This is a genomic window from Ralstonia sp. 1138 (assembly GCF_040544795.1).
GTDB classification, from domain to species: domain Bacteria; phylum Pseudomonadota; class Gammaproteobacteria; order Burkholderiales; family Burkholderiaceae; genus Ralstonia; species Ralstonia flatus.
This window is the reverse complement of the sequence record NZ_JBEPKQ010000004.1, coordinates 17969-39867: the sequence shown is the minus strand read 5'-3', so window position 1 is coordinate 39867 and position 21899 is coordinate 17969. Positions and strand designations below refer to the sequence as shown.

Genomic DNA, 21899 nt, shown 5'->3' with positions numbered 1-21899 from the left:
GAATGGAAACGGTCATGGAGCATGTTTTGAACCCGGTTGGCGATGACGGGAAGCTTGGTACAGCGGCGTCGGGTGAATCCTTGCCGGTTGCGCAACCATTGGCGCTCACCGAACTGCATGCGGCAGGCGGCTCGGGTTCCCGTGCGCCGCTGCATACCGAGACGTTACCTACGAGTCCTTTGGCCCGGGTCAAAGCGCAACTGACGGTGTGCGTGGGCACCACCACGCTCACTGTCGGTGAGTTGATGGCGGTCCAGGAGCAGCAGGTGCTCCGTCTGGACAGCAAGGTGGCGCAACCCGTGGATCTGTTGCTGGAAGGCAAAGTGGTGGCGCGAGGCCAACTGGTGGCGGTCGATGAGCATTTCGGGGTGCGCATCACGGAACTGCCGGTCGCGCTGAAGGTATAGGGCAGTGGCCTTGCGTCCAATTCTTGATTCGGTGCCCCCCGTGCCTCCGAGCCGGAACTTTGCGCGCAGCATTGCGCTTGGCGCAGTGCTGCCAGGCCTGCTGATTCTATCGAGCCTGCACGCGCGGGCGCAGACGGCCCCGTCTGCTGCATTATCAGCACCGCCATTTTCGGCGCAGTCGAGCGCAGGCGATGCGCACGAGGCTTCAGTGCCTGCCGCCGAAACGCCGCAGGCGGGGCGACTGCCGCAAAGCATTCCGTTGCGCCGGGAGCCGGATGCGAATGGCGCTGCGGGTTTCAGCGTGCCGCAACTGCTGGCGGTGATTGCCTTGCTCGGGGTGGCGCTGTGGTGGTTGCTCCGGCGGCTGCGCGGGAGTGCACCGCGGCAGCGTCGGGCGAACACGTGGAAGGACCGGTTTGCGGCGCGCTCTGGCAGCGCCGACGTGCGCGTCGTGCATTCGTCGCGTCTGGCGGACAAGGTCAGTTTGCACGTCATTGAATGGGAAGGGCAGCAATGGCTGATTGGCTGCACCGAGCACGCAGTATCGCTGCTTGCCAAGGGCTCGGCTGGTTCCGGTGGTCAGGCGAGGGGCGTTGCGCCAGAGGTGGGCGAGCATGCTTAGACACCTCCTGCGCGCGGCTCGTTGCCTGCGTGTGCCGCCGTGCTTTCTGAGCCTGCTCCTATGCGCAGGGATGCTGCTGGCACCGTTGCCGGGCAACGCCGCGGTGGGGGCACCCGCTGCCGCTATGGCCATCACGCCTACCCCGTCACATCCTGCCGCCAAGGATCAGCGCGCCACGCCATCCACCGAGACCGCGCAAGCCTTACGCGTCGTGCTGGGCCTGACGGTGCTGGCGATCCTGCCCGCATTGCTGGTGTCGGTGACGTCCTTTCTGCGCATCATCATCGTGCTGTCGATGCTTCGGCACGGTCTTGGCATGCAGGAGACGCCGCCCAACACCGCATTGATCGGCCTAGCGTTGTTCCTGACCCTGTTCACGATGTCACCGGCGATCGAGCAGATCAACACCCAGGCGTTTCAGCCCTTCATGACGGGCGCCATTTCCATGGAGACCGCCTACGAGCGCGGTGCCGCGCCACTGCGGGAATTCATGGTTCGCCAGACCCGCGAGCAGGATCTGGCCCTGATGGTGGAGCTCTCCAAGGCGAAACCGCCGCAGTCGATGGAGGACATCAGCAATGTGCAGTTGATTCCCGCGTACATGCTCTCGGAGTTGCGCACGGCGTTCCAGATCGGCTTCGTGGTTTTCTTGCCGTTCCTGCTGATCGACCTCGTGGTGTCGAGCATCCTGATGGCGCTCGGCATGATGATGATGCCGCCGTCCACGGTTTCGCTGCCGCTCAAGATTCTGATGTTCGTGCTGATGGATGGCTGGGGCTTGCTGCTCAAGGCTCTGGTCGGGTCGTTTCACTGACGGTGCGCCGAATGCATGAGAGCGCATGAGAGAGCCAAGCGACGCGCCACCGGGAGAATCGCGGGACAACGCTAGCGATCGGGTTCGGCAAGCCGAGGCTGGCGGGCGGGCTGGTGAGTCCGAGGCATGGTCGCCCGCAAATGAAGCCGTGCTTTGGGAGCAATTACGCTCACACGGTAACGTTACGGCACGCGACGCGCTGGTGGAGCGCTATCTTCCCTATGCAAAGGCGCAGGCGGCGAGTCTTTATGCTAAGCGTACCCATGATGCCTTCGAATTTGCGGAGTATCTGCAGTTCGCGGTGGTTGGCCTGATGGAAGCGCTCGAGCGTTTCGATCCGGCCCACGGTGCGCAGTTCAAGACGTTCGCCACGCCACGCATCGTGGGGGCCGTGCTAAGCGGGCTTGAGCGCCTGAGCGACCAGCAGCAACAGATCGGCCTGCGCCGCCGTCTCGCGGCAGAACGTGCCGCATCGCTTGCCAGCGAACCGCCGTCGGATGGCACGGCAGAGAAGTTGTTGCGGGAGTTGGGCGAGATCGGCGTCGGTATCGCCCTGGGCATCTTGCTGGAAGGCACCGGCATGATGGCAAGCGACGATGAAGCCTTGCCGGACAATGCCTATTCCAAGATCGAGTTGCGGCAGTTGTGCCGGCAGATCTGGAATTTGGCGCAACAGTTGACGCCGCGGGAGCAGGATGTCATCCGCCTGCATTATCAGCAGCAGATGCCTTTCGAGGACGTGGCTGCGCAACTGGGGCTGACCAAAGGCCGGGTGTCGCAGTTGCACAAGCAAGGCCTGCAACGGTTGCGTGCGCTGGTCACGCGACAGGGGCGATGTGATATTGCGTACTGACGGCGTGCGGGCAGGTGGCCTGCGCGATGACGGAAACTTTTCGGGTATCCGCGTTTTGCGGTCAATTGCGCCTTGTGCGTTGCAAGTACAAGGTATTTGGTGAGGGTAAGTCAGGAGGCGTCGCAGAGCGGCCAGAAGCAGCCGTACGGTAGTCGAACATGGACACTGAACAATTAGCTGAGGAGTTGCTTCAGTGGGACTACTGTGCGACCTTGTCGTGGCTAGCCTGAATGGTGCTTCTCCTCTCCACCAATGAACTATTTTCGTGAACCATCGAAGTCAGGAAAATAATGAGAATTTCTTGGAAGGAAGCGACCGCAGTCTTTACATTTCTCCTGCTTCTTGCGGGGGGAGCTTCTGGGTTGGAGTCACAGCAGAGTTGGGAGGTTAGCGGTACGGATGCAGACGGCACTGCTCGGGTGGCACGCATTGTCGAGAGCCGATTCAAGGAAATCAAGCCCAGTTTCTTTGATTCAGTGAGCGCACAAGCAAACGGCAACCTAGTTTCAATTCGCTTCACTGGATGGCAGCCAAGCCCAAAGCAACTGAACACGCTGACACAAACGAAGGGCAAGCTTCGCATCACACTTGAAGTAGCTCCTGCGGAGCCATTGATAACTGAAAAGGATGTTGAAAAGTCGGGATTCTTGGCGAGTTCAGATGTTGCGATTCGATTGACCGATTCAGCGGCGCAGCGCGTGGCGACACGTACAGCTAACGCAAGGGGGGGCTTGGCCGTCGTGCAATGGGATGGGCAGGTCATTGGACGGTTACGTGTCGCTGGTCCGTTACGGCGTGACATAGGTATTTCTGCATCGTCAGTGGAGGATGCCCAGCTCATTAGCGCAGTTCTCACCTCAGGTCCACTCCCCGAAGGCGTATCGCTCAAAGCGCGATAGCTCGCGAGAGAGGATGTTGGGTACAGCGGCGTGCCAACGTTGTGCTGACTCACAGCCATTAGCAGCCCGCTCTCGGCCAGAAGCGGGCAATTCGCACAGGAGTCCTCCTTGGATGCCATAGACAAACTGATTGAGAAAGCACGTGGGGCCGGTACTGAGGTTTGGATTGCTGGCCCAACGACTACAGCGGACATCGATGAAGTCGAGCGCGCTCTACAAGAGGAGTTTCCGCCGTCATACCGAGAGTTCCTTGCGAACTATGGCGCTATGAGCTTGGGGGATAACGCCGTATCGGGAACCACTGATGAGGGCGCGCTCGTAGGCAACGGTGGAAGCGTTCATTACGATACGCTACGACTACGTGCTAAGGCGGCATTGCCTGTTCAACTTGTCGTTGTCGGAGTTCATGAGGACGGGGCTTATTGTCTTGATACGAGCCGGCGGATGCTTGGTGGGGAGTGTTCAGTTGTGAATTTCGAATATCACTCAAACCAGCACGGCGTGCCGATTGCAGCAGATTTCCATCAGTGGCTACTGCGCTTTGTTCTCGGCTGAAGGATTCGCCATCCGATGTCTCGGCATACCTTATACGCATATGTTGATGGCGCAGACCTGAGCGACGTAGCGGAGCCTATTGAGCATCAGCTTCGGTTATTTGTTGACGCCGAACAGTGGTCTGGCGTGCAGCCAATAGTCATCAACCAACGCGCGCCCGAGTCCACTGCTCAAGCTGGCGACTTCCCAAGCTGGGACTTGGGGCTGAACCTTGGCTGCCCGACAGGGGAGCGGAACCGCCTGACTGGTTCCAAGACGTGGAGACAATTGCTCACTTTATGGGGCGCCTTCACGCTCTTTTCAGCCGGGACTTTGTTATTGGCGTCTGTGACAACGTGACGGGCATAGCGGAAGACCTGTACTTCGTGGAATCCGATGTTCCCGACCTGAGCAAGCTCAGAGATGTCGTCGGGACCGGTGGCTCTTCGGCATCATAGGAACCAGGGCTATTTGAGATGAAGTACTTCTTTCTTGAACCAGAGGCGGCGGGAGGATTGGGCGAGAACACGATTCTCGATGCCAGCTTGCATCCACCCAGGATAGACAGATTACATGTCGAGTTGGGCGGCTGGCTGGGGGATGCGATATTAGAAACGTTCCCTTGCGTGATGGCAACAAAGCTTGCGGCAGAAGCCCTCGAGAGGAACGGCGCAACGGGGATTGAGTTGGCAGAACTCGAGGTTTCGGCTTCTGCGGTGTTCCATGAGATGCATCCGGCACGCAAGGTGCCGAGTCTGTACTGGTTGAAAGTCACCGGTGACGCTGGCAAGCATGACTTTGGTATTGCCACAGACCTACGCTTGGTCGTCTCTGAGAAGGCCTTAGACGTTCTCCGGCCATTTGGAATCCAACACGCGTTGATAGCGCCGTGCGTGTAATGGAACTTGCCAATGAAGCGGAATGGGCAATCGTCGTCCGCTCCCGGCCACTAACAGACATTCAGGTACCCAATTCTCGAGGAAATTCTGATGCAACCTAACCCAGCTGTTGCGCAACGTTTGGCGAACCTGCAGACGTATCTGAAAGCGGATCCAGAGAACGCGCAGTTGCGTGCGGACATCTTCGATGCCGCATTGGAGGCTGGAGATTTTGAGCTGGCCCAGCAACAGCTTGAGGCTGTGCTGGACAAAGGTCGTGCGCAGGCGTCGTGGCTGCACCGCCAGGCCGTGCTGTTTCTCGCGCGCAAGGATTACCCGGCCGCACAATCCCTGCTGGAAGACTTGGTGGTGGCGGGCACCGATGACGTTGCGGTTCAAACCAACCTCGCCTATGCGCTCTTCGTCCAGGGCGAGATCGAAGCGGCGCGCAACCGTCTGGAACCGATCGTGATTAGCGCTGGCGAAAGCATGCAGCCCGCATTGGCGCTGTGGTTGCGGTGCCAGCACCATCTGGCGCAGTTGGATGACGGACTGCGCAGATTTGACGACTACGTCGCCGCGCATCCTGCCTCAGCTGAGGTATTCGGCGTAGCCAGCTTGATGGCGCTCGACGCCGGCCGACAGGAAGATGCGCAAGCGTGGTCCGCATTGGCGCTGGGCCAGAATGCTCACCAACTGGAGGCGCTTGCCGTCCAAGGGACGTTGGCGCTAGGCAGGCAGGATACGGCGGGTGCGCAGACGGTATTTGAGCTTGCGCTCGCGATCCATCCGACAGATGGACGCAGTTGGTCGGGGCTGGCTTTTACCTATCTGCTGGAGCAGCGTCTGGACTTGGCGCACCAGGCATTTCAAAACGCCGTCCGCTATTTGCCCAAGCATATCGGGACGTGGATCGGTCTTGGCTGGTGCGAGTTCATGCGCCGGAATCTGCCCGCCGCCCACGAGGCCTTTGCCAGTGCGTTGGCGCTGGATCGGAATTTCGGGGAGAGCCACGGCTCTCTGGCCGTCGTGCTGGTGGCCGAAGGGGAACGGACGGAGGCTGCACGGGAGATCGGTTTGGCGCTTGGGCTCGACAAGACTTGCTTGTCGGCGCGCTATGCGCAAGCGATGCTGTCCGGTGAGGTGAACGATCCGGCCGCCTTCCGTCGGTTGGCCCAACGTGTGCTTGCCCAGCATCGCGGGCCACGCGAGGGCCAGTCGCTGGCCGACGCGGCCTTCCAGCCGGATCGCCACTAACGCCGGGTTGCCCGCGCGGTCTCCAGAAGCAATTCGCCCGCGTGCTCCATGGCCGACTGCAGTTGGGCGTCCCGTTCCATCGTATCCTGCACGCGCCCGACCAGATCGTCGAAGCCGGGATCGTTGAGCAGATGGGTGCCGAGTTCGCCCGCCAACACCGAGCGCAAATAGATGCGAAACGCCTTCTTCTTGCGCAGTGGATCGTCGGGGTCGATCGCGACGACCGACTGCGCGACGTTCATCAGAAGATCGTCCGCATTGCGCGGTGTGCGCGGCGCGGACGGGGCGGTGGTGCCGCGCGCCGTGCCAGCGGGCACTTGACGCTGCCACGCAAGCGCCTCGGCGCGGATGTGCGCGAGAAGCTTGCTAGTGAGATCAATCGTGCTCATGAGACAGGGACGTTGGGCGGCGTTTCAACGCGCGGGCAGAGCGGTCTGCATGCGACGGAGCAATCCGGCGCGGATGCGGGGGTGTCCATTGTATCGCTTCGTCGAGCTGGCAATGGTCTCGGGCTGCTACCCATAAGCGACCACACACCTGTCCATGCGGAGCAGGTGAGGGAAGCGGTTACCCACGAAGGCCTAACAGCGAATGGCGGTCAGTGCACTGTGTTGTACGTGGACAGCAGGAAATGCGCCCCCACTTCCGACTCCGGCGACACGGATTTCTCCGGCTCCGGTGAGTCAACCACTGCACCTTCCTTGACGGAAGCCCCAAGCTTGCCGAGCAACATCTGCATGTCGCGGTTCAACGGTGCATTGTCGGTGTTTTGCCGCATGCCCTCGCGCAGATATTCGCACGCCGCAGGGATCTGGTCCTCTTGCAGGCGCTCAAAGGCCTTCTTGAACAGGCGCAGCGGGTGCATCTGTTCCAGCAGATCGAGCGGCGCCCACGTGATGAAGGCCGTCGCCGGCCGCGAACTGGTCAACTGCAGCAGGCCCAGCTGAAAGCGCGCGATCGCCAGGTCGGGTGCCATGTTCAGCGCGGCGATGTAGGTCGCCTCTGCCCGATCCGCATCCTTGAGTTGCATATAGTGCGCCGCCAGAAGCAGCAGCACCTGCGGATTGCGGGGATTGCGGTTGACGGCGGCCTCCAGCAGCGCCAAGCCGCTTGCGGCATCGCAGGCCGCAAGCTGGCGCACCAGGTCGGCAATCGGGTTTTGATCGACGGACATGCTCTTTCCGGGAATGGTACGTGGGGCGAGGTTGGCGCCCTGTATGGCCGGTCTCCCAGCCTTCATCGAATAGCCCAGCCCTGACGTGGCTAGCCTATACCCAACTTATCCAACGAAGCTGCAGCAAGTTTAGGGCTGTGCGTGAGAATACTCTTGCCTGTCCTAAACTTGGAGCGTCGTCCACCTCAATGAACATTGATGGTGCTATCGACAACTTCCACGCCAAGCGCTTCCGCAGCGGCTCCATCTGGTAGCGAAAGCTGTTCTGAGTCGGCCACTAGATAGGTTCCTGGTGTAGCAGGCGACGGCGTTTTACCTGGTGTTATGGTGATGATCATGGTCGAGGGATTAAACACCACCTTGGTCATCAAATCGCCGGCCCCTTGGATGGCATTACCAGTTACCGTTGTGCCAGGTTCGACAAAAACAGGCATGGAGACTGGTGCTGCGGTCTGTCCGGCATGCTCCTGAATCGCTGCTGCAACAGAAAAAGCGGCCGTGCAAACCACGGTAGTTTTTTGACCTTGATTTGGGATAGAGACCTGCACTCTCGTGAACCACACACCCGGGGTGGTTGGCGTTCCGCTAACGGCGCCCGTGTTTGGATCCAGGCTCAGGCCAGGTGGCATAGGCACGCTGCCGACCACACTGAAGAGCAGTCCCGCAGGTTTTGAGATCCTGGCAGCGGTGGCTGTGCCGGTTGGCATATTGAAGGTGACAGCGGACGGCTTGGCAGCCACACCGGCAATCAGGCCGTTGAGAGGTAAGCTGGCGGTTCCCACCTGATAGGTCGGCGCCGCATACATCAGCTTGGGCTCGGTAATGTTGAGCTGCACATCGGTGCTCAGCGATCCCGAATATCCATCCACCGTGAGCTGAATTTGGGCCACATACGAGCCGTCAGCGGTGGGCGTGCCAGACAACGATCCAGAACTGGCATCGAGCGTGATCCCGGGCGGGAGCGTACCGCCCTTCAATACATAGTGGGCACTGCGTCCAGCTGTGGCACCCGCGCTGTTCGGGGGGACGTTGACTGGGAACAGACGAAACAGGGTAGACGCAGAGTACGACAAACTCACGCACAGATTAGGCGCACAGGAGTTTTGGCCTGCAGTGCCGGTTGCGCTCAGCGAGCCGCCATTGGAACCATCTCCGCCACCACAAGCGACAAGGAAGAACGAAGTCGACACCGCCACGACGGACCCTAAACACTTCTTGAGATTCATTGGCATCCTGATGCGTATTGCTTGAGATCGCCAGCCAAGCGCATTAGCCGACTGAGCCTACATCCAACTTATCCAAAGAACCTGCCCGTAAGTTTAGGGCTGCGCGTAAAAATACTTTTTTGCACGCAGCCCTAAACTTTTTTCGTCGCCTCTGGATAAGTTCATCAAGAGCAGTCAGTTCGTGGGTGCCCCGGGAGTGGGTGCCTGTTTGGCAACGCATTCGATGAGACGGCGACACCATGGTAGCTATTGTCAGCGGCAACAATCTGGGCCTGAACCTGGGATCTCTGGCGAATCTCGGGAATAAGGGCCAATTTGGCACGGCCACTCAGGGGCGCAACGGGGAGCATAGCTACGTCAATGTCTCGACGGGCGATCTGGTGCTGCAGGACGTGGATGGGTCGCTGGCCGGTGTGGGCTCCAATGCCGCGGCGGTGCGCACCTACAACAGTCAGGGCAATTTCAGCACGGCGGGTTGGATCGAGGCGCCGACCAAATCCGTCACAGCAACCGGCAACGGCACGCTGCAGCGCACGGATATTGATGGCTCGGTCAATGTTTACAACTGGGATGCGGCTCGCCAGTTGTACGTGGCCACCAATGCGGGCGGATCGGCGCTGGACACCATCAGTGTCAGCGGGACGGGATATACCTGGACCGATGGCGCGAGCGGCAGTCATGAGACGTATCAGGGTTCCGGGGCGGGGCTGCTTTTGTCGTCGACGGATACGAGCGGCAACACGCTGACCTATACATACGGCGCCAACAATGCGCTGATTCGCACCACCAATGCGGATGGCGAGTCGATCAACTACACGTATTCCTCCGGTGGCCTGCTGAGCTCGGTGAGCACAACACTGCAGTCCGGCCAGGTTGTGAACGAGGTGTCCTACACCTATGACTCGCTCAACCGGCTGCAAACCGTCAGCGTCAACCTGAACCCGTCGGGAACGGTTCCAGCTGGCAGCGACACACTGACCAATTACGTCACGACATACAGCTACGACGGCACCAGCACCCGGGTGACGGGTGTGACGCAGAGTGATGGCACCAGCTTGGCTTTCACGTACGCGCTGGTGGGCAGCAGCTACCGGGTGGCCAGCGTCACCGACGGTAACGGACAGGTGACCACGTTCGCCTATAACACCGCCAGCAACACCACGACGGTGACCGACCCGCTGCAGGTGTCGGCCGTCTACCAGTATGACAGCAAGGGAGAACTCACCCAGATCCGCAACGGCGTGACAGCCAGCAATGCGGCGGGGCTCACGCAGCTGAACTATACGTATACGGCGATCGGCGACGTCGCGACGGTGACGGATGGACTCGGCCACACGGTCAATTTCCAGTACGACGCCAACGGCAATCTTACAAGCCAGGTCGATAGCGCGGGTAATACGCAGACGCGCACCTACAACGCCCAGAATCAGGTTTTGACGGAAACCGTATACGCCGCGCCTGCCAACGGATCGAGCGTCGCAGGGCAGGCGCAGACGACGCGCTACGTGTACGACGCCGGCAACCGGAACCTGCTGCGCTTCGCCATCAGCCCCGAAGGGCGCGTAACCGAGTACCGCTACAACGCGCAAGGTCTGCGCACAGCGGCGATTGATTACGCGGCCGGCACGTACGATACCGCCAGCCTTGCCCAGACTGCGTCGCCCACCGAGGCGCAAATGCAGACCTGGGTGTCCGGTCAGGATCTAACGCAGAGCCACCGCACCGATTTTGCGTACGATTTCCGTGGGCAGTTGCAGAACAGCGCCACCTACGCGAGCATCGATGCAACAGGCAACGGCGTGGCGAACAGCGCCGCTGTCACGCGATACGTTTACGATCAGCAGCACCAGTTGCTGCAGACCATCAGCCCCGATGGCAAGAGCATCAGCCAGACGATTTATGACGGGCTCGGTCGGGTCGTGTCGTCGACTGCCAAGTCGGCCGATGGCACTCAGTCGATCACCACCCTCACGCAGTACGACGACGCCAACGGCAAGACCACGGTGACGCTGGCCAACGGTTTGGCGACAACGTCCGCCTACGACAAGGCTGGACGCCTGGTGAGCGTGATGCAGTCGGCTGCTGGCAGCAACCTGGGCACGACGGCCTACGCCTATGACGCGGACGGGCGTCTGCTGATGACCCAGGACCCGACCGGGCAGCGTAGCTGGTTTCTGTACGACAGCGACGGGCGCAAGGTCGCGGACATCGATGCGAACGGCAAGCTGACCGAAACCGTCTACAACGCCGACAACCAGGTTGCCGAGACGATCGCCTACGACACACCGGTCGACACCACGAAACTGGTCGATGGCAACGGCAAGCCGACGACCGCCTACAACGCCAACCCGGCAGCGGCACCGGCAGGCACGACGCCGGTCACGCTGGCGTCGATTCGGCCGGCGGGTACCGCCCAGGATGCCAAGACCTGGGATTTCTATGACGCTGCGGGCCGCTTGGCCTGGCAGGTCGACGCACTGGGGCGCGTCACGCAGACCCAATACGATGGGGCTTCTCGCGTCATCGCAGTGACCGCGTTCGCGACGCCGATCAGTACCACGAGTTTGGGCAATGGTGTCGGCGTGACCCTCGCGCTGGCGGGCAGCCTCAATGCCGGTCAGGCCGGCGTCGTCACCGTCAATCCGAACGCAGCTGACCGCACCGTCACCCGCATCTATGACAAGGATGGCCTGCTGCGCGCCACCATTGATGGCGAAGGCTACCTGACCGAGGTGCGTTACAACGCCGCCGGCGAGCCCGTGCAAACCATCGGTTACGCCACCCAGGTGCCGGGCTTCACCAGCGCCGCGAGCATTGCAGGGGCGGTGGCGACCGCACGCAGCAGCGACTCGCTCGCCGGCCTGTTGCCAGCGGCCAGTGCGAACGATATTTGCACCTACACCGTTTATAACGACCGTGGTCAGGTGGTGGGGCAGGTCGACGGCGGCGGTTACCTGACCGAGACCGTCTACGATGCCAATGGCAACGTGGACCAGACGATTCGCTACGCCAACAAGGCCAATGGTCCGGCGAGCAGTGCGTCGACCTTGGCCAGCCTGCGTCCGGCCTCCAGCCCGCAGGACCAGGTGGCCGCCAACACCTGGGATGCCCTGGGACGCCTTGCCACGCAGACCAACGCCGAAGGTACCGTCACCCAGTACGCCTACGACAGCGTCGGTCACCTGATCGGTACGACCACGGCCCTCAATACGGCCGACCAGCGAACCCTGTTGACCCACTACGACGTGCAGGGACGCGTCGTGGGCGAACTCAGTGGTGTGGGCGCAGCGCTCATCACGGGCAACCAGATGCAGGCGCAGATCGACGCCATCTGGCACCAATACGCGACCACCTATTCCTACGATGCCGCTGGCCGGCGTACCAGCCAGACGGATGCCAACGGCAACCGCACGGTGTTCTTCTATGACAATGTGGGCCGGCTGCGCTATGTGGTCAATGCCGTGGGCAATGTCACGGAGAACCAGTACGACGCTCTGGGCCACCTGACCAGCACGACGCAGTACGCGACTTCGGTCGATGCGCCGACGCTCGCTGCCTTGCAGGGTGGCCTGTTGTCCGCCACGGCCAACCAGAGCGCGGGCGCCGCCTTGGCTGCCGCCAAGCAAGCGGCGGCACCCCAAAACAGCACCACGCTGTTCGCCTACGACGCCGACGGCGAGCGCATCCAAACCGTGGACGCGTTGGGCGGCACCACGACGGCGAGCTACGATGCCTTCGGCGATCAAATTTCCACCACGCAATCCATCAGCGCGGGCACCAGTGTCACCAACACCGCCAGCTATGACCGGCGCGGCCTGCAAACCGGTTCGGTCAGCGATGTGGGCGGGCTGAACGCCACCACCAGCGCGCAGTACGACGCCTTCGGCCGCCTGATCCGCTCGGTCGATGCCAACGGCAACGTCAGCCAGGAGCGCTACGATCAGCTGGGTCGCGTTGTCAGCGTGACCGACCCCACGGGGGCGACGCGCGGCAGCACCTATGACGCCTTCGGCCGCGTGCTTACGCAGACTGATGCGCTGGGTAATCAGACAACCTACAGCTACAACACGGCGCAGCGCAGCGTCACGGTGACCTTGGCGGATGGCGTCAGCATGACGACTGTTCACAACCGCGAAGGCCAGACCGCGAGTGTCATGGACGGCAATGGCAACACGACCACGTATGCCTATGACCGCGACGGCAACCTGCTGTCGATCACCACGCCGCTGACGGTCACCCGCAACCAGTACGATGCCGCCAACCGCCTGATCCAGACGACCGATGCGGACGGCCATTCCGTCGTCTACGCCTATGACGCAGCCAACCGGCTGCTTAGCCGCACGGTCGATCCGAGCGGCCTGCACCTCGTCACCACCTATCAGTACGACGCGAAGGGGCAGCAGGTCCAGGCGACGGATGCCAACGGCGTTGTGACGTTGACGTGCTACGACCTGAAGGGCGAAGTCGTCAGTCAGACGGTCGACCCGATTACGTCGACCCACCCCAACGGCCTGAGTCTCACCACCACGTATTCCTACGATCAGCGTGGCGAGCAGCTCACCGTGACGAGCCCGGGCGGCACCGTTACGCAGTACGTGTACGACAAGCTGGGGCGGCGCACGCAGACCATCGTGGATCCCAGTGGTCTGCACCTGGCGACGAGCTACGCCTACGACAACGACGGCAACGTCGTCGCCACCACCGACCCGCAAGGCAATGTCACGCGCTACGCGTATGACGGGAACAATCGCGTCGTGTATGCGGTGGATGGCGCGGGCGATGTCACGCACACCATTTACGATGCGGATGGCCGCATCACGTCGCAGACGCGTTACGTCACGCCGATCAGCCTGGCGGGCCTCGGAAATGCTGTCAGCGCCGCCACGATTGCCAGCCTGGTGACGGCCAGCCCTGGGCAGGATGTCGTGCAAAGCAACGTCTACGATCCCGCCGGTCGCCTGACGTATACCGTAGATGGGCTGGGTGACGTCACCAAATTCGCCTATGACGGCAATGGCAATGTGGTGGACCGCGTCGCCTACGCGAACCGCATCAACCCGGCGACTTGGACGCCGGGCTCCGTGCCTGCCGTGGTGGCCGACCCGGCGCACGACGAGGAGGTGCGCACCGTCTACGACGCGCTGAATCGGGCCATTTATTCGCTGTCCAGCACGGGCAATGGCAGCCAGGTTGCCGTGGTGGCGCAATCCTACGATGGCGTGGGCAACGTGCTCACGCGCACCGCGTACGCCAATACCATTCCGGCCACCACCGCGCCCAACGCGGCGGCCGTCGCTGCCGCGCTCGGTTCGATCACGCACACGCCGGCCGATGTCAGCGTGCGCAATGTCTATGATGCCGCCAACCGGCTGACCTGGACCGTGGATGGCGTGGGCGCGGTGACGCACTTTACCTACGACAATGACGGCAACGTCACAAGCAAGATTCAGTATGCGACGGCGCTGCCCACGGGCGCCAACCCGTCGTCGGTGGCCGTGAGCAATCAGGATCGGGAGACCGACTGGTTCTACGATGCGGCCAACCGGGCGATTTTCCAGACCCAGACGCTGGGAGACGCCAACGACTTCGTCGCGGGCGACCTCACGCACATGCGCGCGCTCACGTCGTACCAGTACGACGCGAATGGTAACCGGGTGCGGACCATTCAGTTTGCCGCGCCGGTCTTCGACTATGCATCCCAGACCGCGCAGCAAATCTGGAACGGCATGACGGTCACGCTGGCGCAGGACCGCGTGCAGTCCTCGGCGTACGATGCGGCAGGTCGCCTGGTGTACGCGCAGGATCCGTCCGGCGCGGTGACGCACTACAGCTATGACGGCGCTGGGCGTCTGACATCCGCGACGCAGTACGCGAACCCCGTGCCGGTCGATGAGTCGTTCAACACCAACACGGATGGATCGCAGGGGTTCCTCAGCCACGTGCCGAGCGCGGCCCAACTGGCGCAGGCCGTGCAGGCAAGCGCCGGGCTGGACCGCACCACGCAATACGCCTACGATGGCGCGGGGCAGCAGGTGTACAAGGTCGATCCGGCAGGCTTTGTGAGCCAGACCCGCTACGACGGGATCGGACGTGTTACCGCGTCGACGCTGTACGCGAACGCGGTGGCCGTCAACGCCCAGGGCAACGCTTCGACCGTTGCCGCGGCCGTGGTCGCCAATGCTGGCGCCGACCAGACCACGTCGACGGCCTACGATGCCGCGGGCAATGTGGTGTCGACCACCGACGCCCTGGGTGGCGTGCAGCGCTATACGTATAACGGCGTTGGCGACAAACTTTCCTACACGAATCAGAACGGCGCGACCTGGACCTACGACTACGACGCGGCCGGGCGACTGATCCGGGAAACCGATCCGGCGGTCGACGTCACCTCGGTGATGCAGGATTCGATGGGCAATCTGGTGCCGGCACAGACCACCGCAGTCAATCTGGTGACGGTGCTCACGTACGATGCGCTGGGCAACCTGACTGCACGCACCGAAGCGGCGGGTACCTCCAGCGCACGCACAACCCAGTACCAGTACGATGCGCTGGGGCGCCAGACCAAGACGATCTATCCGCCCGTTGGCGTCTATGACGACACGGACCTCAATAACCTGACCACCGATGGTGCAGGGGGCTGGGCGCGCACCGAATCCGTACGGTCGCTATCGACCCAGGTCATCTATGATGTGTTCGGCGACGCGGTAGCTAACATCGATGTGGCGGGCAACGTCAGCACCAAGACATACGACCGCTGCGGCCGTGTCAGCTACGACGTGGACGCGCTGGGCTACGTGACGGGCTACCACCGCGATGCATTCGGCGACGTGACGTCCTTGACCCGCTACGCCAACGCCACCGGCGTGAACGCGGCGGTGACCGTCTCCGGCGCCAATGTGCCGACCACGGATCAGGTGACGCAGGCGCTCACGGCGAGCAGCGCTGACCGCATGATCGTGACCCAGTATGACCAAATGGGGCGCGCGATCGAGGTCACGCAACCGTCGACGTGGGTCGACAATGGCAACGGCCAGGGGTATATGGCGGCCGCCATCACCCGCAGCACCTACAACGCCTTCGGTCAGGCTGTGCAGGTGTCGGTGCTCGCCGATGCGGCCGGTGGTTTGTCCAATGCGACCTGGGCGACCACGACGAACTACTACGACCAGCGCGGCCAGCAGGTCGGCACAGTGGACGCGCTCGGCTACGTCAGCACGCAGCGCTTTGATGCGGCGGGCAACCTGGTTGGGCAGACCCAGTACGCGCAGGCTGTCCCCGCCGGATGGACTCCCGCGAGCCTGACCCTGCCGCCGAGCAGCGCCAATGACCGCACGGTCAACTACACCTACGATCAGGACAACCGCAAGACCAGTATGACGCAGGTCGGCGTCACGGTGTCAAGCGCGTGGGCAACGGGCCCCAACAGTGCGCCGCAGGTGAGCACGCAAACCGTTAATCTGACCACGACGTACGGGTACGACGCGCTCGGCAACCAGACGCAAACCACCGATGCGCTGGGCAATACCACGTACACATACTATGACGCACTGGGCCGCACGATCGCGGTGGCAGCGCCCTCGCGAACGATTACAACGGCGTTCAGCAATGTCTGGTGGTCGCTGCGCCCGCTGACGGTGTTTGCGCGCGATGCCTTTGGTAACGCGGTGGTGCGCACCGACTACGCCAATGGCACAAGCGATGCAGGCGCGGGCGGCTACACCGCCGCCTGGCTGAGTAGCGGTGACCGGACGACGCTCACACAGTACGACAGCCACGGCAACGCCATCCAGACGACCGACGCGAATGGCCACAGTGCGTTCATGTCGTATGACGTGGCTGGGCACCTGGCCAAGTCCTGGCAGGTTGTGACCGGCAACGATGGGATCGGCCATACCCTTTATACCGCGTTCCAATACGACGCACTGGGACGGCAGACGGCGATTATTACGCCGGGGTCATCCAGTGTGGTGAGCGGCGCGAGCATCGTCAACGAAAGCCAGCAGCAGGCCGGATCAGTGACGACCGGCATGACGTACAACGCGTTTGGTGAAATGGTGGGGCGCGGTAGCTTCGCAACCGGCAGCGCTGCGCAGTACCAGGAGTATTTCAACTACGACAACGCCGGGCGCCTGTGGCGGACCAACGGTGGCGACGGCAACGTCAAGGTCGTGCTGTATGACCTGCAGGGGCGCCAGACTGCCCAGATCACGAGCGCGGGCAGCGTGGGCGGTGCCAACGCGGGTACGGACTTGTCCCAGTTCGCCAATGCGCAAAGCGTCGATCAGCTCGGCAACGCGGGCCTGCGCCGCATTGACAGTCAGCTTGACCTGCTGGGCCGCGTGACGCAGCAGACCCTGCCTGTGCGTTACGACAGCACGGACACGCAGACGGGCGCTTACCGGCCGGTGGTCTATCAGACCTTCGACCGCTGGGGCAACGTCGTGAGCCAGAGCGACGTGCGCAGCGCCGCCTGGGTGACGCAGTACCAGTACAACGCCAACAACCAGGTGGTGCGCAAGACGCAGCCGGACGGCAACGGTGCGATCAGTGCCGACAGCCCGGTCACGCAGCTCTTCTACGACGCGCTGGGTCGCCAGGTGGCGGTGACCGATGCCAACGGCAACACCAACGCCCAGGTGTGGGATGCGGGCGGCCCATTGCTGCAGGAGCTTCACGCCGATGGCGGTGTCGTCCAGCATTCATATGATGCCTTCGGCGAGCAGACGCAACTGGCCGATGCCATGGGCAACGTCACCCAGTACGGTTACGATCGTCTGGGGCGCAACACGACCATCACTACGGCGCCGGTGGGCGTCTATACGGTCGCGGCAGACAATTCCGTCTCTGGCACCACCCAGCAGTTGGTCACCACCATGGTTTACGACCAGGCGGGCCACAAAATTCGGCAAACCGATGGCGCGGGCGATACAACGTCGTACGCCTACGATCTGCGCGGGAATGTGGTGGCGGTGACCGATGCCGACGGCTACACGCACACCGCTGCTTTCGATGCACAAGGCAAGCAGATCGCGGCGCAGGATGCCAATGGCAAGCTCGCGACCTGGAGCTACGACTATTTTGGGGAGCTGAACGGCCACACCGACATTGGCGGCGCGAACTACCAGTTCAGCTACGACGCCGCGCGTCAACTGGTCGCGCAATCCAACAGCCGGGGTCAGAGCCTGGCTTACCGCTACGATGCGGCCGGACAGTTGACCGAGATCGATGACAACTCGCCGCTGAATCAGCAGACCTACTACGCCTACAACGCTGCGGGCCAGCATGTGCTGGAGCAGACGGTGCAGGGCGGTACCACCTACCAGAACCAGGTGCTTGCTTACGATAAGCTTGGACGCTTGGCGCACGTGGAAGGAATGGACGGTGTCACCGTCGACATCGCCTATGACAAGGTCGGCAACAAGCTGCATCAGCACACCACGTACAACACCGAGAGCCAGCAGACTGTCATCGACTATGCCCAGGTGCAGGTCGGTACGACGACAGACGAATCGGGCACAACGACGACGGACGAATCGGGCACAACGACGACGGATGAGTCTGGCAGCACGACCTCAGGTACGGGTACGGGCACGCCGATTTATCAGACGGTGGCCATCGGTAGCCACACCGTCTATGCCACCACGGCGCACGTGCAGGATCAGTGGTTTGCCTACGACGGCATGAACCGCCAGATCATGGTGGATGGCGCCGTCGACGGCAATGCGCAGAACCTTGCGAACATCGTGCCGGGCCAAGGTCACCTGCTGGGCTATGACAAGAACGGCAACCGGATCGAGGACCAGTCGTGGGGCACGCAAGTTGTGCCGCAATACACACAGCCCGTGGACGAATCCGGCAATCCGACCGGAGCGCCGGTTCTGGCGGGTTATGCAACTCACACCGGCATTACCACCACCTGGTACAGCTATGACGGCCTGAACCGCCTGTCGACGGTCTCAACGGGCGCTTATGCCCTGGTGCAGACCGGTCAGCAGCAGACCGGCACGGACGAGGCGGGCAATCCGATCTACACGCCGACCTACACTCAGGAGGCACTGGATCCCGGCCAGGGCATCCAGCTGGACGTGCGCCGCTATGACGGCGCCAGCCGTGTGGTGGAGAGCGGTCCGGACAGCCTGCCGTCCGATGGCACGGGCATGACGACAGGCCTCGCGCTCAGCAATGGCGGTACCACGGGCCCGCTGCAAACGTCCTATATCGCGGCATTGGCGGGTTCCAACACCGACCAGCCTGGCGCCACGACCACGGTGACGCGGTACGACGCGGACGGGCGCGTGCAGAGTCAGCACGTGGTCAACCAGGTGGATTCGAGCAAAAACTACGATGTCGTCTACCAGAAGACGGTCGTGACGGGCACGCACACGGTGCAGGTGCAGACTGGTACGACGCCCGTGCTGGACGAGTCAGGTAACCCGACTTACGACGAATCGGGTAACCCGATCACCACCCCGGTGTACACCACGCAGACGATCACAGACACTGCGCAGGCGTCTACCTACGACGCTGCGGGCAATGCGCTTGGTTACCGGGTCACGCAAGGCGACGTGACGACCGATTACACGATGGCGCAGGCCCTTTATGAGGGGTACCAGGAGGGTTCGGTCTCGGCGGTGAGCACCAACACCAGTTCGGGCAACCAGACCAGCGGCACCACGACCGAGCAATACGATGCGAATGGTTTCCTGGTGGGCATCACGGATTCCGCCGCCGGCGCGAACAACCGCAGCTTCATCAACGACGCCAGCGGCCACATTCTGTTCAAGAATCAGCAGGGCAACCTGTTGCGCCAGTTGGTGGCCAACGGCCAGGTGATGGGAACCTACGGTTTCGGGGTCGACCCCAACAACCCGACCAACTCCGACGGCTCGCCCAACTACGTCCAGCAAGGTAACTTCGATCTGGGCTACCAGCCCGTGACCAACAGCTATCCGGCGGCGGCCACCGGATCTTATCCGGTCAAGAGTGGCGACACGCTGCAGAGCATTGCGCAGGCCGCGTACGGCGACAGCGCGCTGTGGTACCAGATCGCACAGGCCAACGGCCTCACCGGCAATGCCGACCTGCGTGTCGGGCAGATTCTGAACATCCCGACCCGGGTGGGCGGCACACACAACACCGCGAACACCTTTGCGCCGTACGACCCGAGCAAGGTGCAGGGCAGCACCAGTCCGAACCTGCCGACGCCGGCAGGCAATAGTGATGACAGCGGCTGCGGTGGGCTGGGCGGTATCCTCGTCATGATCGTGGTGGTGGCGGTGACGGTCGTGGCTCAGCAGTATGAGTTGCTTCCGGAGGAACTCACTGCAGAACTCGGTACAACGGGCACGGCGATAGCCTATGCCGAGGTTGGCAACTTGGCGGGACAAGCTTTCGGTAACGCAATTGGCGTGGAGCACGGCTTCGACTGGAGCAGCGTTGCTACCACGGCCATCTCAGCCGGAATCACGAGTGGCTTGGGGAATGTTTCCGCCTTGAGCAGCGATTCGCTTGGTTCAGTGGGTTCGGCAGTTGCAAAGGCCACCATCGGCAACGCCTTAACCCAAGGGGTCGAGGTTGCCGTTGGGCTGCAGAAGCAATTTAGTTGGCAGCAGGTGGCGGGCGCGGCTGCAGGCGCGGGACTCGCGTACGAGGCGGGTGACGTCTTCGCGAAGAGTGATGTTGCCGGCAGCATGGGTGCCACGACGGCACGCGTGGTTGGTGGTGCTCTGTCTGGTTTCGTGGGCGGTGTCACCACGAGTCTGATGCGCGGTGGCCGGATCACGGCTACGCAGGTTGCGACCGATGCCTTTGGCAATGCGCTGGGGGCCTCCCTTGCACAGGCCAGCAGTGCGCCAACGCCGCAGGCGTGGGATGGTTCACTGTACGGCTCGGCACCCAGCTACAGCTACCGTGACAACACGCCTACCACTGGCGTGTTCACGCAGCCGAGCAATGCAGCGTCAAGCTTCGATTCCGATGCGGCGTATAACCAGTTGGTGGAGACTTTTAGCGCGTCACAAAACGGCACCAGCGGTCCGCCGGATGTGCTGCTGGCGGGCCGCGCCAACATCACGAGTGACGCGCCGACGCCGCTCGAAGAAGGCCTCATTCGAGTGGGAGATGGTGATCGGAGTTATGTAACGCGAAAGTACCAGGATGACTCCGGCACGACTGCGTTCGATATGGCGGACAAAACCACTTCTGCCAAGCGGTTGGGAGACCTGACGCTCTACGGAGTGAGTTCCGCCCCGAGTCCGAGCTATGTCTCGGATTGGATGCGCGATATGACGTCAGAGCCTATGTTCGGTGGCGGGATCGCAGATCGGTCGTACGCCGGCAGCGGCGGGTATGCAAGGAGTGACTATGTAGGCGCCGACGGTGTTCTGAACGTGCAGATATGGGGCGGAGGCAATGGTGCGCCGACGCAGTCCCCGGGCCCGCAAGGTCTCGTCGATGATTCATGGTCTCGTAGCCCAGCCGAGCGAGCCGCAACGGCGCTGCCCGAGGAGTTGCAACGCCTGCAAGCGGTGTTGAGCCGACCCACTGGGCCACAACTCGTGGCAGGCCACGGTGATGCTGAGAGGACTGCTGCATTCAATCGTTACTTTAATGCGGTGCAGGGGCAACCTATTGGAGGCTTGTTCGCGACGGGAGCATACCTGGTCACGAATGATCCGAGGCCTGCGGGTATGATCGCGGATGCGACCGAGCCTCTGGATTCGATGTGGGCGCCGGGGAGTACACGTGGATCTCGATCGGCCGCATCTATTCGGCGCAGAATGGTCGATGTTTCGGATACTGTCAATGGATGGACTCCCCTTGCTAGTCGTAGCCGAGCTTATGTTAGGGATATTGAGTCTCAAACCGGTATGCCATTGACGCGATCACAACGCGAACTATTGGTCGATAATCTTCGAGAGAATGAATACACTCGATTGTCTCCGGAAGCGGCAGCGAAGCATCGTGTGGAATTTAACAGGGTCAAGGGTGACTTGATTTCGGAGTGGCAGGCTAATACAGGACAGGTATGGCCGACCTACACAGAGCCGGTGCTTTCCAAGAACGGTACGGTGCTTAGGCAGATAGGACAACCATACGATGCCCATCATGTAATTGAAAGCGCTTTTGGTGGGCCAAATGAATGGTGGAATATGCATCCCGCAAGGTTCCCAGATCAACACCAAGGTGGGATTCACCGCGCGGACGGCCCACTGAGGAATATATTCCAACGCTGA

12 protein-coding genes are annotated in these 21899 nt (G+C 62.0%); 9 read left to right on the top strand and 3 right to left on the bottom strand.

Annotation, left to right across the window (positions count from 1 at the left end; translation table 11 throughout):
• Positions 1–2: 2 nt before the first annotated feature.
• From ABIC76_RS17715 to ABIC76_RS17680, 8 genes are all read left to right on the top strand, one after another.
• Complete coding sequence (locus ABIC76_RS17715) at positions 3–407, top strand: FliM/FliN family flagellar motor switch protein (RefSeq protein WP_354534766.1); 405 nt, start codon at positions 3–5, stop codon at positions 405–407.
• Positions 408–615: 208 nt separating this feature from the next.
• Positions 616–1029 (top strand): flagellar biosynthetic protein FliO, encoded by a 414-nt coding sequence (locus ABIC76_RS17710; RefSeq protein WP_354534765.1) that lies wholly within the window; start codon positions 616–618, stop codon positions 1027–1029.
• Positions 1022–1843: a flagellar type III secretion system pore protein FliP gene (fliP, locus tag ABIC76_RS17705; protein WP_354534764.1), complete on the top strand. Its 822-nt coding sequence runs from the start codon at positions 1022–1024 to the stop codon at positions 1841–1843. Before ABIC76_RS17710 ends, fliP begins: the two co-directional genes overlap by 8 nt.
• A gap of 148 nt (positions 1844–1991) precedes the next feature.
• Positions 1992–2696, top strand: coding sequence for a sigma-70 family RNA polymerase sigma factor (locus ABIC76_RS17700; protein WP_502947867.1), 705 nt, complete (start codon positions 1992–1994; stop codon positions 2694–2696).
• Between the two features lie 290 nt (positions 2697–2986).
• The gene (locus tag ABIC76_RS17695; RefSeq protein WP_354534762.1) at positions 2987–3595 is read left to right on the top strand and encodes a hypothetical protein; all 609 of its coding nucleotides are present in this window, start codon (positions 2987–2989) and stop codon (positions 3593–3595) included.
• Positions 3596–3703: 108 nt separating this feature from the next.
• Entirely contained in the window at positions 3704–4150 is a 447-nt protein-coding gene (locus ABIC76_RS17690; protein ID WP_354534761.1) for an SMI1/KNR4 family protein, read from the top strand.
• A 455-nt stretch (positions 4151–4605) separates the two neighbouring features.
• Complete coding sequence (locus tag ABIC76_RS17685) at positions 4606–5028, top strand: hypothetical protein (protein ID WP_354534760.1); 423 nt, start codon at positions 4606–4608, stop codon at positions 5026–5028.
• A 90-nt stretch (positions 5029–5118) separates the two neighbouring features.
• Entirely contained in the window at positions 5119–6264 is a 1146-nt protein-coding gene (locus ABIC76_RS17680) for a tetratricopeptide repeat protein (RefSeq protein ID WP_354534759.1), read from the top strand.
• On the opposite strand, the gene ABIC76_RS17675 is transcribed toward ABIC76_RS17680, so the two are convergent.
• The 3 genes from ABIC76_RS17675 to ABIC76_RS17665 form a co-directional block, all read right to left on the bottom strand.
• Positions 6261–6653 (bottom strand): hypothetical protein, encoded by a 393-nt coding sequence (locus ABIC76_RS17675; RefSeq protein ID WP_354534758.1) that lies wholly within the window; start codon positions 6651–6653, stop codon positions 6261–6263. The genes ABIC76_RS17680 and ABIC76_RS17675 overlap by 4 nt on opposite strands.
• Positions 6654–6862: 209 nt before the next feature.
• The gene (locus ABIC76_RS17670) at positions 6863–7438 is read right to left on the bottom strand and encodes a tetratricopeptide repeat protein (protein ID WP_354534757.1); all 576 of its coding nucleotides are present in this window, start codon (positions 7436–7438) and stop codon (positions 6863–6865) included.
• Between the two features lie 185 nt (positions 7439–7623).
• Complete coding sequence (locus tag ABIC76_RS17665) at positions 7624–8664, bottom strand: putative Ig domain-containing protein (RefSeq protein ID WP_354534756.1); 1041 nt, start codon at positions 8662–8664, stop codon at positions 7624–7626.
• A 239-nt stretch (positions 8665–8903) separates the two neighbouring features.
• Here ABIC76_RS17665 and ABIC76_RS17660 point away from each other — a divergent pair, with 239 nt between their 5' ends.
• On the top strand, positions 8904–21899 hold the full coding sequence (locus ABIC76_RS17660; RefSeq protein ID WP_354534755.1) for a LysM peptidoglycan-binding domain-containing protein: 12996 nt from the start codon (positions 8904–8906) through the stop codon (positions 21897–21899).

What these genes read in the sequence shown, in the direction of transcription:
- fliP (WP_354534764.1), top strand. Translation starts at nt 1,022, where the DNA reads ATGCTTAGACACCTCCTGCGCGCGGCTCGTTGCCTGCGTGTGCCGCCG.
- ABIC76_RS17685 (WP_354534760.1), top strand. Translation starts at nt 4,606, where the DNA reads ATGAAGTACTTCTTTCTTGAACCAGAGGCGGCGGGAGGATTGGGCGAG.
- ABIC76_RS17695 (WP_354534762.1), top strand. Translation starts at nt 2,987, where the DNA reads ATGAGAATTTCTTGGAAGGAAGCGACCGCAGTCTTTACATTTCTCCTG.
- ABIC76_RS17670 (WP_354534757.1), bottom strand. Translation starts at nt 7,438, where the DNA reads ATGTCCGTCGATCAAAACCCGATTGCCGACCTGGTGCGCCAGCTTGCG.
- ABIC76_RS17675 (WP_354534758.1), bottom strand. Translation starts at nt 6,653, where the DNA reads ATGAGCACGATTGATCTCACTAGCAAGCTTCTCGCGCACATCCGCGCC.
- ABIC76_RS17715 (WP_354534766.1), top strand. Translation starts at nt 3, where the DNA reads ATGGAAACGGTCATGGAGCATGTTTTGAACCCGGTTGGCGATGACGGG.
- ABIC76_RS17665 (WP_354534756.1), bottom strand. Translation starts at nt 8,664, where the DNA reads ATGAATCTCAAGAAGTGTTTAGGGTCCGTCGTGGCGGTGTCGACTTCG.
- ABIC76_RS17680 (WP_354534759.1), top strand. Translation starts at nt 5,119, where the DNA reads ATGCAACCTAACCCAGCTGTTGCGCAACGTTTGGCGAACCTGCAGACG.
- ABIC76_RS17660 (WP_354534755.1), top strand. Translation starts at nt 8,904, where the DNA reads ATGGTAGCTATTGTCAGCGGCAACAATCTGGGCCTGAACCTGGGATCT.